A 13,076-nucleotide genomic window follows, 5' to 3' on the forward strand; every position below is an offset into this window, starting at 1 on the left:
TACTGATGAAGGCCACTCTATCGGCCGCGCGCTTGCGCAGCAAGAGAGTCGAAAGACCGCAGGGTTTACGCCAATCCGGCGCCGGTCATCCCGGTGCTGCCGGCGCGCCCGGCATGTCGAGCACGCGCATCTCGCGCAGCGGCGAGCGGTCGCGCAAATAGGGCTCGGTTTCCGACATGCCGGGCTTCTCGACCCCCGGCAGGGTCTTGGCGGATATCGCCGGGCAGGCGCCGCCATTGCGCATCGCCAGGGCCGCGGCGAGCCGCGCCTCGGCCGGGTCGCCGAGCGGATGCGCGAAGTCGTCGGCCACGGCGCAGTCGGGCCGGAAGCCGTCGCCGTAGTCGCCGAAGTTCTTCGCGTTCACGCCCTGGAACTGGATCGCGAAATAGCTGGTGCCGCAGTTGTCCTGCGGCGAGAAGCCGTAAGGCTTGCCGCAGGTTGTACCGCCGACCAGGTTCACGCTCACGTCGGCGCCGCGCAGGCCGTTGATGACCGACTCGCTGGCCGAGCAGGTGTCCGGACCGACGAGCACGGTGACGCGCGACAGCCCCAGCCGGGGCAGCGCCGCACCCGTGCGGCTGGTGCCGTAGAACGGTATCTGCGTCTGCGCCGGCAGCAGGTGGAACGGGTTCTTGTCATTGAACACCAGTTGCTCGAAGACCTTGCCGTCGGTCGCGGCCGGCCCCGACACCATGTAGGCGAGCCGGCTCGCGATGTTGAGCTGCCCGCCGCCGTTGTAGCGCATGTCGAGCACCAGGTCCTGCACGCCGTCGTTGCGCAGCTGGTTGACCGCATTGATGAGCTGCATCTCCGAGGTGGTGATGTGGTCGTTGAAGAGCAGGTACCCGACGCGGCCGCTGCCGGTGTCGATGCTCTTGACGAACTGCACCGGCGTGCGCCGCACCTGCTCGGCCGTGAGCTGGACCGGCGCCTGCCGCACGCCGCCCACCTCGAAGACGAAGGTGTGCGACTCGCCGGCTTCTTGCGGCGAGATGGCGCGATTGATCACATTGACGTTGGCGGTGCCGGTGGCGCGCACCACATCGACGCCGTCGGCCTCCACCAGCTTGGCGCCACGCGGCAGTCCGGCCCTGCCGGCCGGCGAGTTCGGCTCGACGAAGGCGATGCGCATGTTGCGCGCCGGCGAACTGCGCAGCACGGCAAGCTCGATGCCGTAGCTCGGTGACACGCCGGCTTCCGAGAGCTGGCGATAGCGCTCGGTGTCGACGACGTAGTGGTAGCGGTCCTTCGCGCGACCCGAGGGCGTGAGCGCCGGCGTCTTGAGCACGTTGAAATACGCGACCGGTGTGGCGTAGTCGGCGGCCTTGAGCGTGGTCGGCACCTCGCCATACCAGAGATAGGTCTCGTCGATCCAGCCGCGCACCCACCGCTTCTCGTCGGTCAGCGTGCCGGGCCGGTCGGGGTAGGCGGCACCGGTCGCGGGATTGGTGCCGGCGCGCGGCGCGGCGCACAGGCCGGCCACGCTCGCCGAGGCCACGATCGCATCGGGGTCGCCCGGCCCGTCGCCGCCGCCGTCGCCGACCGGGGGATTGCCCCCGCCCGGGATGATCGGAAACCCGCCGCCGCCGCCTCCCCCACCGCCGCCGCATGCGGCGATCGCGCCGCAAAGCAGGCCCGTCCCTGCGAATGCCGCGAACCGCCATAAAGTGAAACGCGGCATGCCCCCTGCCGCTGCGGCATGTGTCTTTTGCTCTGTCATCGAAAGCCTCCTCCTGTCGCTGCGTTCCCTGTGTTCTTTTTTTCTGCGTGCGGCCGGCCCCCCGCCGGCGTTCGCTCACTGCTGCCTGGCTACCTACTGCACGAAACCCATGCCGCGCGATTCGCGCACCTCGGGCTTGATGCGGTGTTCGGCCTCGAGCTGGTCGAGGAATTCGGCGGCCGAGAACTCGACCGCCAGAATGTCGGTCTGCCGCTTCACCGCAGCGAAGTCGCCCGGGCACAGCTGGCGCAGTTGCGCGAGCCGCGCGCGGGTCTCGCCCGTGAGCAGCGCGCCATCGCCCGCGAGCGCCTCGGTCACGAACATGCGCTCGCGCTGCTGCGCGGTCAGCGGCATGAACTTGATCTTGAACGTGAAGCGCCTGAGCGCCGCCTGGTCGAGCCGTTCGAGCAGGTTGGTGGTGCACACGAACACACCGTTGAAGCGCTCCATGCCCTGCAGCATCTCGTTGACCTCGGTCACCTCGTAGGTGCGCTGGGCGCCGCGGCGGTCCTGCAGAAAGCTGTCGGCCTCGTCGAGCAGCAGCACGGCCTTTTCGGCTTCCGCCTCGCGGAACATGGCGGCCATGTTCTGCTCGGTCTCGCCGACGTACTTGCTCATGAGGTCGCTGGCCTGCTTGATGATGAGCGGCCGGCCGATGGCTCGGGCGATGTGCTCGGCGAGCGCGGTCTTGCCGGTGCCCGGCGCGCCATAGAAGCACAGCGTGCCGTGGCCGCGCGCCTTGAGCGCCGCGACGATGCGCGGCACCTCGAAGCGGCTCTCGACGTTGAGCATGTCGAGGTCGTAGGTGGTGACGTTGCGCCGCTCGCCGAGCCCGGCATCGGACGTGCCGAGCGCGAGGTCGGCGTTGCGCAGCTGGCGCTCGATCAGCGCCTCCATCGACGCGCCGTCGGTGCAGGCCAGCCCCGCGAAGCGCACCGCGGTGCGGATCTGCGCGGGCGTGAGCCCCTTGCGCTCTGCCAGCTTGGCGGTGAACGCCTCGGACACGACGATGCCGTCGAGCGTCTTCTTGACGAGCTGCTCGCGCGCGCCGGGCGGCGGCGACTTGAGTTCGAGGTGGTAGGCAAAGCGGCGCCGGAACGCCGGGTCGATCTGCTCGATGCGGTTGGTGACCCACAGCGTGGGCACGGGGTTGGCCTCGAGGATCTGGTTGACCCAGGCCTTGCCGCTCACGCTGCCGCTCGGGGGCGCCGGAACCTGCTCGGCACGCGCCATGAACTGCGCGGCCTCGGTGCTGATGGGCGGAAAGACGTCTTCCACCTCGTCGAACAGCAGCGCCGCCTGGGCGCTGCCCTTGAGGAACACCTGCGCGATCTGTAGCGAGCGGTAGCGGTCGCGCCCCGACAGCGAGTTGCCGTCGCGGTCGGCGTACTCGACCTCGAACAGATCGAGCCCCGCGGCCTGCGCCACCACCTTGGCGAGTTCGGTCTTGCCCGTGCCGGGCGGGCCGTAGAGCAGCACGTTGACGCCAGGCTCCTTGCGCGCCACGGCCGCACGCAGCAGCGTGACGAGCATCTGCGCGTCTTCCTCGACGAAGGAGAAATCGTGGGGCGTGAGCGTGCTCTTTGCGGAGGGCCGCGTGAACACGGCCATGAGCTCGTTGTGGTCGCGGTACTCACGCATCAGCACCGGCGGCAGCTTCTCGCTGACCTTCATGAGATCGGCCAGGTCGGTGATGTTGTGCTCGGAGATCAGGTTCTCGACCAGGCCGATGCGCTCGAGCCGCGACCCCGCACGCAGCGCCTCGCCGACTTCGCTTGCATTGACGCCCGCGATGTCGGCGATGGCGGCATAGGCCTCGGGCGCGTTGTTGACCTTGAACTCCACCAGCAGCGAGCGCAGGTCGCGCTGGTAGCGCGCGAGCGTGCCGTAGAGCAGCAGCGCACGCTCGGCCTTGTTGAGCTGCAGCAGGCCGGCGAGCGCATCGATGTTCTTCTCGACCAGCGTCGACTGCTTGCGCAGCGCATGCGTGAGCCAGTCGCGCGTGACGGACAGCACCGAGAGCAGGTCCTTGGGATGGTCCTTCGCGTACTCGTCGAGGTAGAAGAACAGCGTGCCTTCCTCATAGGGGCCGCGCCACACGCCATGGCGCTCGAGCAGCGTGCGGCCGTCGAGGTCTTCGACGCCCTTCCAGGCCTCGTTGCCCGCGCAGCGCCGGCCGAGGAACTCGCTCAGCCGCTGCAGCACCGCGAGCGGCCACACCAGGTGGCGGCCGGTCAGCGAGAGCAGGCCGTTGATGTCGCGGCGCACGTTGAAGCGCGGGCCCTGCTTGGCGGCCAGCGTGAGCACGAAGTGCGAGCACATGAGCTCCAGCACCGGCGCGCCCTTGAGCCCGGGCGACGGCAATGCCTGCCCGCGCACAGCAGCAGCCACCACATCGACACCCGCGCGCTTGACCATCCACCGACCTCCTGGCATGAGGAAATTACTGAAGCGACCATAGCGCAGAGTTTTGGCTTCGGGAAGATGCGGGAACGGTAAAAACCCTGATGGTGCGATTCCAGCCACAATGCCCGCCATGGTTGGAATCGAAGAAATCCAGCGTGCCGCGGCGCGCCTGCGGGGCCAGGTGCTCGACACGCCCTGCGTGGAGTCGCGCACGCTCTCCGAGATCGTCGGCGCGCAGGTGTTCCTGAAGTTCGAGAACCTGCAGTTCACCGCCTCGTTCAAGGAGCGCGGCGCCTGCAACAAGCTGGTCGACCTGTCCGAGGGCGGCGCCCGCGGCGTGATCGCGGTGTCGGCCGGCAACCATGCGCAGGGTGTGGCCTACCACGCCGAGCGCCTGGGCCTGCGCGCGCTCATCGTGATGCCGCGCTTCACGCCGGGCGTGAAGATCGAGCGCACGCGCGGCTTCGGGGCCGAGGTGGTGCTGCATGGCGACACGCTCGATGCGGCGCGCGCGCATGCGCTCGAGCTGGCCGAACGCGAAGGCCTCAGCTTCGTGCATCCCTACGACGACGAAGCGATCATCGCGGGCCAGGGCACCGTGGCGCTCGAGATGCTCGATGCTGTGCCCGAACTCGACACGCTCGTGGTGTCGGTGGGCGGCGGCGGGCTGATCGCCGGCATGGCCGTCGCGGCGCGGCACCGCAGGCCCGGCATCGAGATCGTCGGCGTGCAGACCACGCGTTTCCCCGGCATGGTGAATGCAGTCAAGGGCACGCAGCACCTGCAGGGCAAGAGCACCATCGCCGAAGGCATCGCAGTGGGAACGCCCGGCGTGCTGACGCGCGAGATCATCGCGCGCCACGTCGACGACCTGCTGCTTGTCGACGAGGGCGACATCGAGCAGGGCGTGCTGATGCTGCTCGAGATCGAGAAGACGCTGGTCGAGGGCGCCGGCGCGGCCGGCCTGGCGGCGCTGATCCGGCATCCCGAGCGCTTCAAGGGCAAGCGCGTGGGGCTGGTGCTCTCGGGCGGCAACATCGACCCGCTGCTGCTCGCGGCGATCATCGAGCGCGGCATGGTGCGCGCCGGCCGGCTCGCCCGCGTGCGCGTGAGCGCGCGCGACGTGCCGGGCTCGCTGGCCCAGATCACCGCCACGGTGGCAGAAGCGGGCGCTAACGTCGACGAAGTCCATCACCAGCGCGCCTTCACCATGCTGGCGGCGCAGAACGTCGACATCGAGCTGGTGCTGCAGACCCGCGGACGGGCCCACCTCGCGAGCGTGCTGGGCGCGCTGCACGAGGCCGGCTTCGAGGCCGAGGAGCAGCACTGAAAAAGGGGGCTCGGAACCCCCTAGACCGGATGGACGGGGTCCATCTGTAAAATGCCCGCAGTTTTTCCGTCTTTGTGCATTCGAGGTATTCCCATGTCCAACACCACTCCCGTCGAGCCCGGCCATGCCGCGGCCGTTGAAGCAGATGCCGTCGAATCGGTCGTGCACCTGATGCCCGTCGTGCTCCCCGTGGCAGGCGCGGTGCTGATGCTCCTCCTGGCATCGATCGCCGTCTACCTGGCCTGACAGCCGGTTGCGTCTTCGTCCGTGGGCCGGGTGGCCCCGGGTGACGCAGTCTCCGCGAGGCGAAACGTTTTCTCAAACGGACCTCCGTGCCATGCCGGTACGGCGTCCCGTTCGGAAAGACGATTTTTCAACTTAGGAGATTTCCGATGAACGCACCCACGATGCAGGGCCTCGCCATTCAGGCACCCTCATACGTCAAGAACGCGAAACTGATTGCCTGGGTGGCCGAAATGGCCGCGCTCTGCAAACCCGAGTCCATCTACTGGTGCGACGGCAGCAAGGAAGAGTACGACCGCCTCTGCCAGAAACTGGTCGACGCGGGCACCTTCAAGAAGCTCAACCCGGCCAAGCGCCCGGATTCCTTCCTCGCACTGTCCGACCCGAGCGACGTCGCACGCGTCGAGGACCGCACCTTCATTTGCTCCGAGCAGAAGGAAAGCGCCGGCCCCACCAACAACTGGATGGCCCCGGCCGAGATGCGCGCCACGCTGCAGCCGCTGTTCGACGGCTGCATGAAGGGCCGCACCATGTACGTGGTGCCGTTCAGCATGGGCCCGCTCGGCTCGCCCATCGCCCACATCGGCATCGAGCTCTCCGACAGCCCCTACGTGGCCGTCAACATGCGCATCATGACCCGCATGGGCAAGGCCGTGTACGACGTGCTCGGCGCCGACGGCGAGTTCGTGCCCTGCGTGCACACCGTGGGCGCGCCGCTCGAGCCCGGCCAGAAGGACGTCTCCTGGCCCTGCAACAAGACAAAGTACATCGTCCACTACCCCGAGACGCGCGAGATCTGGAGCTACGGCTCGGGCTACGGCGGCAACGCGCTGCTCGGCAAGAAGTGCTTCGCGCTGCGCATCGCCTCGACCATGGGCCGCGACGAAGGCTGGCTGGCCGAGCACATGCTGATCCTCGGCGTGACCTCGCCCGAGGGCAAGAAGTACCACGTGGCCGCCGCGTTCCCGTCGGCCTGCGGCAAGACCAACTTCTCGATGCTCGTGCCGCCGGCCGGCTTCGAAGGCTGGAAGGTCACCACCATCGGCGACGACATCGCCTGGATCAAGCCCGGCAAGGATGGCCGCATGTACGCCATCAACCCCGAAGCCGGCTACTTCGGCGTGGCCCCCGGCACCAACCTCAAGACCAACCCGAATTGCCTGAAGAGCCTGGACCGCGACGTGATCTTCACCAACGTGGCGCTCACCGACGACGGCGACGTCTGGTGGGAAGGCCTCGAGGACGACGTGCCCGGCAAGCAGCTGCCCGAGCACCTGATCGACTGGCAGGGCAAGGACTGGTCCCCGGCCATCGCCAAGGAAACCGGCGCCAAGGCCGCGCACCCGAACTCGCGCTTCACCGTGGCCGCCACCAACAACCCGGCGCTCGACCCGGCCTGGGACGATCCGGCCGGCGTGCCGATCGATGCCTTCATCTTCGGCGGCCGCCGCTCGACCACGGTGCCGCTGGTCACCGAAGGCCGCAACTGGACCGAAGGCGTCTACATGGCCGCCACCATGGGCTCCGAGACCACCGCCGCCATCGTCGGCCAGGTGGGCGTGGTGCGCCGCGACCCGTTCGCGATGCTGGCCTTCATGGGCTACAACATGAGCGACTACTTCCAGCACTGGCTCGATCTGGGCAAGAAGCTCGAGGCCTCGGGCGCCAAGCAGCCGCGCATCTTCACCACCAACTGGTTCCGCAAGGGCGCCGACGGCAAGTTCGTCTGGCCCGGCTATGGCGAGAACATGCGCGTGCTCAAGTGGATGATCGACCGCATCGAGGGCAAGGCCGAGGGCGTCGACCATGTGTTCGGCGTCAGCCCGCGCTACGAAGAGCTCAATTGGACCGGCCTGGACTTCAGCGCCGAGCAGTTCAAGAGCGTCACCAGCATCGACAAGGCCGCCTGGGAGGCCGAGCTGAAGCTGCATGCCGAGCTGTTCGAACAGCTCAAGCACCACCTGCCGAAGGAGCTGCCCGAGACCCGGGCCGCCATCGAGCAGCGACTCGCGGCCTGATTGGCCAAGGCAAAAAAAAGCCGCCCTCGCCGGGCGGCTTTTTCATTGGGGCCTCGCGGCCGGTCGATCAGTAGTAGCGCGAGCTGTTCATGCGGCGCATGGCGTCGTAGATCGTCGGCATGCGGGCTTCGCGGGCGCTTTCGGCCATGCGGGCCAGCGCATCGACCTTGGCGGCGGCAGCGGCCGGAACCTTGCCTTCGGACTCGTGGCGCCACGTGGCGGCCTGCAGCTCCTGCATGATGCGCGGGTCGTTCTTGGCGGTTTCGAGGAAACGGGCATCGGCACGGGCCGCGGCGCGGCGGTGGGCCGCAGCGTTCCAGGTGCCTGCCACCGTGTCGCACAGCGAACCGGCGAACAGCGCGATGCCGGCGAACACGGCGCCGCAGAGCACGGCCCAGCCGGCGAGCAGCGCGCCTTCGTCCCAATGGGTGACGAGGTTGTCGGCCACCACCGCCGCGGCGGCAAGCGCTGCGACGATCAGGAGGACGATCAGGGGACGCGAACCGTTGGCGCCCGCGCGGGCAGCCTTCAGGCGGGCAAACAGAACCTCGGCGCGATCGACGCCGGGATGGGAAGTGGGTTGGTCAACGTGGACGAAGCTGGTCATGATGAATCCCTCCTAGGGATGAATTACGGTGTCGATGGGGTGATATTAGGGTTTGCCCTAGTGTTTGGCTACTTTATCTTTCTGATGTTTATCATTCACAACACTGATGGACGTCAATTTCCGTACCCTCGACCTCAACCTGCTGCGCGTCTTCGACGAAGTGATGGCGGAGCGCAACCTGACGCGCGCCGCGCGCAATCTGTCGATCACCCAGCCGGCCGTGAGCAATGCCCTGCGCCGGTTGCGCGACGCCCTGGGCGACGAACTCGTGACGCGCGCGGGCGCCGGCGTCGAGCCCACGCCGCGCGCGCTGGCGCTCTGGCCCACGGTGCGCGACGCGCTGCGGCAGCTGCAGCACACGCTGGCGCCGGGCGAATTCGACGCGGCCTCGGCCGACAGCACCTTCGTTCTGGCCATGGCCGACGCGACCGCGGCCGAGCTCATTCCAGGCCTGGTGCAGATCGTCGAGAGGGAAGCGCCCGCCATCTCGCTGCGCGTGCTGCCGCTGACCACACGCGATCCGCGCCGCATGCTCGAGCAGGAAGAAGTCGACATGGCGGTGGGCTACTTCCCGGCCGTGATCGCCAGCCTCGCCGCCCGGGGCCAGTCGGGCGCAGGGGTGGCGTTCGAGACCCAGCGGCTCTACCTGGGCCAGTACGTCTGCGTGATGCGGCGCGGGCACCCGCTGGCCGACACGCCGCTCACGCTCGACGGCTACTGCGCCGCACGGCACCTGCTGGTGAGCTTTTCGGGCCGGCCCTACGGCTTCATCGACCAGACGCTCGGCGCGCTGGGGCGCGAGCGGCATATCGTGGTGACGGTGAACCAGTTCTTCACGGCCGGCCGGGTGGTGGCCAACTCGGATCTGCTGACGGTGCTGCCACGCCACTTCGTGACCGTGACCGGCATCGAGGACCAGCTGGTGCTGCGCGAGCTGCCGTTCGACCAGCCGATGGTGCATGTCGACGCGATCTGGCATCGGCGCGCCCAGCACGGGCACGCGCACGAATGGCTGCGCACCGCATTGATGCGCTCGGCCGCATCAGCGTTCGCCGATCCGGCGCTGGGCCGGCAGGCGGGCGGCCAGGGCTGAACGCAGGCGCTCAGCGAACGACGCTGAGCCAGGCGCTGGCGGCGATGCGCAGTTCCTGCGCCTGGTGCGCATTCATGCCGGCGCGCACGTCTGCGCTTTCCATCAGCGTGGCGGCGTGGCTGCGCGGCAGGGCATCGGCCGGGGCGGAACGAAAGAATTGGGCCACTTGGGCAAGGAGGTTGGACATGGCGAGTGCGCTGCTTTTGGCTGCGCGAAGTAGTTGGTGCTTCAAGAATAAGGGTTATCCCTAGTATTTAAACCCCCTCCCTCATGCGCTTTGTGCATGGGCTGATTCCTCTAGACTGGCCCGACGATGAAGCTGCAACTGCTCTCCGACCTGCACCTGGAATCCCATCCGAACTTCGTTGCCGAGCCCGCACCCGGGGCCGACATGCTGGTGCTGGCGGGCGACATCGGCTCCTATCAACAGGGCTCGCGCCTCGTCGACACCGACTTCGGCCTGGGCCGCTTCTCGCCGCGCCACGGCTGGCCCGTGCCGGTGGTCTACGTGCCGGGCAACCACGAATACGACAACACCGATTTCGACGAAACCCATGCCCGGCTTCGCGCGCTCTGCGACGCGCTCGACATCCGCTGGCTCGAGCGCGAGACGGCGGTCATCGAGGGCATCCGCTTCGTCGGCACCACGCTGTGGGCCGACTTCGACGCGCTCGTCGACCCGGCGGTCGACGGCCTGGCCGACGCACTCAAGAAACGCGGCAAGGCGATGCGCGCGGCCGACTTCTACCTCGAGAAGGCGGCCACGGTCCGCCACGGGCAGCCGTTCATGTCGGCCGCGCTGCGCGAGCAGGCGCTCGCATGCCAGGCCTGGCTCGAACAGGCGCTGGCCGAACCGTTCGACGGCACCACCGTGGCCATCACGCATTTCGCGCCAAGCCTCGCGAGCGCCGATCCGCGCTACGGCCTCAGGCCGGGCACAGCCGGCTTCTGCAATGCGCTCGACCCGCTGCTCGCCCACGCGCAGCTGTGGCTGCACGGCCACCTGCACTGTCCGTTCGACTATGTGAAGAACGGCTGCCGCGTGGTGGCCAATCCGCTCGGCTACAAGGGCAAGGGCGAACAGGAAGGCTTCCGGCCGCATCTGCTGATCGATATTTCCTGACGAAAGAATCGCGCGTGCTCAACGGCTTGTGGCTGGGTTTCTTCCTCGTGGCGGCGCTCGCCGCCCTCGGCCGCTGGCTCGTCGGCGGCGATCCGGGCGTCTTCGCGGCCATCGTCGAAAGCCTGTTCGCGATGGCGCGGCTCGCGGTCGAGGTGATGGTGCTGCTGTTCGGCACGCTCACGCTGTGGCTCGGCTTCCTGCGCATCGCGGAAGCGGCGGGGCTGGTCGGCTGGCTTGCGCGGCTGCTCGGGCCGCTGTTCCGGCGGCTCATGCCGGACGTGCCCGCGGGCCATCCGGCGCTGGGGCTCATCACGATGAACTTCGCGGCCAACGCGCTCGGGCTCGACAACGCGGCCACGCCGATCGGCCTGAAGGCCATGCGCGAACTGCAGCGGCTCAATCCCGACCCGGTCACCGCCACCAACGCGCAGATCCTGTTCCTCGTGCTCAACGCCTCGTCGCTCACGCTGCTGCCGGTGACGATCTTCATGTACCGCGCGCAGCAGGGCGCCGCCGATCCGACGCTGGTGTTCCTGCCGATCCTGCTCGCCACCAGCGCATCGACGCTCGCCGGCCTGCTCGCGGTGGCGGCCGTGCAGCGGCTGCGGCTCTGGGACCCCGTGGTGCTGGCCTACCTGGTACCGGCCGCGCTGCTGCTCGGCGGCTTCATGGCGCTGCTCGGCAGCCTCTCGGCGGCAGCGATCGCCGCGCTGTCGTCGCTGACGGGCAACCTGGCGCTGTTCGGCGTGATCGTCGCTTTTCTCGTGGCCGGCGCGGTGCGCCGCATCAAGGTCTACGAGTGCTTCGTCGAAGGCGCGAAGGAAGGCTTCGACATCGCGAAGAACCTGCTGCCCTACCTCGTCGCCATGCTGTGCGCCGTGGGGGTGCTGCGCGCATCGGGCGCGCTCGACGCCGCGCTGGCGGGGCTGCGCTGGCTGGTGGAGATGGGCGGCTGGGACACGCGCTTCGTCGATGCGATGCCGACCGCCCTGGTCAAGCCCTTCTCGGGCAGCGCGGCGCGCGCGATGCTGATCGAGACCATGCAGAGCCAGGGTGTCGATAGCTTTCCCGCGCTCGTGGCCGCCACCATCCAGGGCAGCACCGAGACCACCTTCTACGTGCTCGCGGTGTACTTCGGCGCCGTGGGCATCCAGCGCGCCCGGCATGCGGTGGCCTGCGCCCTCGCGGCCGAAGCGGCCGGCGTGGCCGCGGCCGTCGGGGTCTGCTACTGGTTCTTCGGCTGAAACCGAGCGCGCAAGCCTGACTTCTCATCCGTTCGCGACGATGCCGCTTGCAGGGCGCTGGTCGAGGTAAGCTCCTGCGCATGCCCTCTGAGCGCAGCCCTGCAACAAAGCCGCCGGACACAGGATTTGCCGCGCTGGTGACCAGCATTCGCCAGGTGCACGAAGAGTGCGCTGTCCGGGCGACCCGCGCCGTCAACATCAGCCTCACTTGGCGCAACTGGCTGATCGGCTCCCACATCCACCACTACGAATTGCAAGGCGCCGATCTCGCCCGCTATGGGGACAAGCTGCTGGTCGAACTGTCGGAAGCCTTGCGCGCTCAAGGCGTCAGCAACAGCGGCAAACGCCAGCTGTATGGCTACCTGGCCTTCTACAGGGCCTATCCGCAGATTGTGCGGGCGGTGTCCGCACAATCTGCGGCCCTGCTCCGCCCACGGCCCCGGAAGGAAAAGTGCGGACGGCGTCCGCACCATCGCCCACCACCGTTTCCTCAACCGACCCCGAACTGCTCGTCACTCGGCTTTCCTACAGTCACTTCGAGCAGTTGGTCGAGCTCGACGACGCACCGCAGCGAGCCTTCTACGAAGCCGAAGCACTGCGCGGGAACTGGTCCGTGCGCGAACTCAAGCGCCAGATCGCGAGCCAGTATTGGCAACGCAGCGGACTGTCCATCGACAAAGCCGCACTTTCGAAACGCACCCATGAGGGTGCGGAGCAGAACGCGCCGCAGCAGGTCATTCGCGATCCCTACGTGTTCGAGTTTCTGGGCCTCAAACCCCAGGAAGTGGTGACCGAAGGCCAACTCGAGGACGCGCTGCTCGAAAAGCTTCAGGGGTTCCTTCTGGAACTGGGCCACGGCTTCTGCTTCGAGGCGCGGCAAAAGCGCCTCCTGATCGGAGGCGAGCACTTCTTCGTGGACCTGGTCTTCTATCACCGCGTCCTCAAATGTCATGTGCTTATCGAACTCAAGAACGACGCGTTCCGCCATGAGCATCTGGGACAGCTCAACAGTTACGTGGGGTACTACAAGCAGCATGAAATGAGCGATGGCGACCAGCCACCGATCGGCATTCTTCTGTGCACACGAAAGAACGTTGAACTCGTGGAATACGCATTGGCGGGCATGAGCAATCAGTTGTTTGTGTCGCGATACCAGGTGCAGTTGCCAGAAAAGGAAGAGATCGCCGCGTTTCTGCACAAGGCGGTAGAGGAGCTGAGGAGCGCGTGAACACGAGGGAGGGCCATGTTCGATCTGCTCCGCAGGCTGTCGATCTACACCCCGTACGTGACCG

11 protein-coding genes and 1 pseudogene are annotated in these 13,076 nt (G+C 67.7%); 8 read left to right on the forward strand and 4 right to left on the reverse strand.

Annotated features, from left to right (window positions below):
* Positions 1 to 85 precede the first annotated feature (85 nt).
* Both AC3A6J_RS14400 and AC3A6J_RS14405 read right to left on the reverse strand, forming a co-directional pair.
* Positions 86 to 1,681: a S41 family peptidase gene (locus AC3A6J_RS14400; protein ID WP_487860642.1), complete on the reverse strand. Its 1,596-nt coding sequence runs from the start codon at positions 1,679 to 1,681 to the stop codon at positions 86 to 88.
* Positions 1,682 to 1,813: 132 nt separating this feature from the next.
* Positions 1,814 to 4,138 (reverse strand): ATP-binding protein, encoded by a 2,325-nt coding sequence (locus AC3A6J_RS14405; protein WP_487861087.1) that lies wholly within the window; start codon positions 4,136 to 4,138, stop codon positions 1,814 to 1,816.
* Between the two features lie 118 nt (positions 4,139 to 4,256).
* On the opposite strand from AC3A6J_RS14405, the gene AC3A6J_RS14410 reads away from it, so the two are divergent.
* The 3 genes from AC3A6J_RS14410 to AC3A6J_RS14420 all read left to right on the forward strand — a co-directional run bounded on the left by AC3A6J_RS14410 (position 4,257) and on the right by AC3A6J_RS14420 (position 7,717).
* Positions 4,257 to 5,456: a threonine ammonia-lyase gene (locus AC3A6J_RS14410; protein ID WP_487860643.1), complete on the forward strand. Its 1,200-nt coding sequence runs from the start codon at positions 4,257 to 4,259 to the stop codon at positions 5,454 to 5,456.
* Between the two features lie 93 nt (positions 5,457 to 5,549).
* A complete protein-coding gene (locus AC3A6J_RS14415) occupies positions 5,550 to 5,702 on the forward strand; it encodes a hypothetical protein (RefSeq protein WP_487860644.1) in 153 nt (50 codons plus the stop codon).
* Positions 5,703 to 5,848: 146 nt separating this feature from the next.
* Positions 5,849 to 7,717: a phosphoenolpyruvate carboxykinase (GTP) gene (locus AC3A6J_RS14420; protein WP_487860645.1), complete on the forward strand. Its 1,869-nt coding sequence runs from the start codon at positions 5,849 to 5,851 to the stop codon at positions 7,715 to 7,717.
* A 67-nt stretch (positions 7,718 to 7,784) separates the two neighbouring features.
* On the opposite strand, the gene AC3A6J_RS14425 is transcribed toward AC3A6J_RS14420, so the two are convergent.
* A complete protein-coding gene (locus tag AC3A6J_RS14425) occupies positions 7,785 to 8,324 on the reverse strand; it encodes a hypothetical protein (RefSeq protein ID WP_487860646.1) in 540 nt (179 codons plus the stop codon).
* Positions 8,325 to 8,430: 106 nt separating this feature from the next.
* Between AC3A6J_RS14425 and AC3A6J_RS14430 the strand changes: the two genes are divergently transcribed.
* A complete protein-coding gene (locus AC3A6J_RS14430; protein ID WP_487860647.1) occupies positions 8,431 to 9,417 on the forward strand; it encodes a LysR family transcriptional regulator in 987 nt (328 codons plus the stop codon).
* 10 nt (positions 9,418 to 9,427) lie between these two features.
* Here AC3A6J_RS14430 and AC3A6J_RS14435 read toward each other — a convergent pair whose 3' ends face one another.
* The gene (locus AC3A6J_RS14435; protein WP_487860648.1) at positions 9,428 to 9,604 is read right to left on the reverse strand and encodes a hypothetical protein; all 177 of its coding nucleotides are present in this window, start codon (positions 9,602 to 9,604) and stop codon (positions 9,428 to 9,430) included.
* A gap of 126 nt (positions 9,605 to 9,730) precedes the next feature.
* Here AC3A6J_RS14435 and AC3A6J_RS14440 point away from each other — a divergent pair, with 126 nt between their 5' ends.
* The 4 genes and pseudogenes from AC3A6J_RS14440 to AC3A6J_RS14455 all read left to right on the forward strand — a co-directional run bounded on the left by AC3A6J_RS14440 (position 9,731) and on the right by AC3A6J_RS14455 (position 13,012).
* Positions 9,731 to 10,540 carry a metallophosphoesterase gene (locus tag AC3A6J_RS14440; protein ID WP_487860649.1) on the forward strand — a complete coding sequence of 270 codons (810 nt, stop codon included), beginning with the start codon at positions 9,731 to 9,733 and terminating at the stop codon, positions 10,538 to 10,540.
* A 14-nt stretch (positions 10,541 to 10,554) separates the two neighbouring features.
* Positions 10,555 to 11,784: a nucleoside recognition domain-containing protein gene (locus tag AC3A6J_RS14445; protein WP_487860650.1), complete on the forward strand. Its 1,230-nt coding sequence runs from the start codon at positions 10,555 to 10,557 to the stop codon at positions 11,782 to 11,784.
* Between the two features lie 80 nt (positions 11,785 to 11,864).
* A pseudogene (locus AC3A6J_RS14450) lies at positions 11,865 to 12,122 on the forward strand (DUF1016 N-terminal domain-containing protein); the annotation flags it as partial.
* 113 nt (positions 12,123 to 12,235) lie between these two features.
* On the forward strand, positions 12,236 to 13,012 hold the full coding sequence (locus AC3A6J_RS14455; protein ID WP_487860651.1) for a PDDEXK nuclease domain-containing protein: 777 nt from the start codon (positions 12,236 to 12,238) through the stop codon (positions 13,010 to 13,012).
* The last annotated feature ends 64 nt before the right edge of the window (positions 13,013 to 13,076 follow it).

This window comes from Variovorax sp. Soil_C_39 (assembly GCF_057656815.1).

Excerpts from the sequence above, each read along its gene's own strand:
- AC3A6J_RS14400 (WP_487860642.1), bottom strand. The coding sequence starts at position 1,681 with ATGCCGCGTTTCACTTTATGGCGGTTCGCGGCATTCGCAGGGACGGGC.
- AC3A6J_RS14405 (WP_487861087.1), bottom strand. The coding sequence starts at position 4,138 with ATGGTCAAGCGCGCGGGTGTCGATGTGGTGGCTGCTGCTGTGCGCGGG.
- AC3A6J_RS14410 (WP_487860643.1), top strand. The coding sequence starts at position 4,257 with ATGGTTGGAATCGAAGAAATCCAGCGTGCCGCGGCGCGCCTGCGGGGC.
- AC3A6J_RS14415 (WP_487860644.1), top strand. The coding sequence starts at position 5,550 with ATGTCCAACACCACTCCCGTCGAGCCCGGCCATGCCGCGGCCGTTGAA.
- AC3A6J_RS14420 (WP_487860645.1), top strand. The coding sequence starts at position 5,849 with ATGAACGCACCCACGATGCAGGGCCTCGCCATTCAGGCACCCTCATAC.
- AC3A6J_RS14425 (WP_487860646.1), bottom strand. The coding sequence starts at position 8,324 with ATGACCAGCTTCGTCCACGTTGACCAACCCACTTCCCATCCCGGCGTC.
- AC3A6J_RS14430 (WP_487860647.1), top strand. The coding sequence starts at position 8,431 with ATGGACGTCAATTTCCGTACCCTCGACCTCAACCTGCTGCGCGTCTTC.
- AC3A6J_RS14435 (WP_487860648.1), bottom strand. The coding sequence starts at position 9,604 with ATGTCCAACCTCCTTGCCCAAGTGGCCCAATTCTTTCGTTCCGCCCCG.
- AC3A6J_RS14440 (WP_487860649.1), top strand. The coding sequence starts at position 9,731 with ATGAAGCTGCAACTGCTCTCCGACCTGCACCTGGAATCCCATCCGAAC.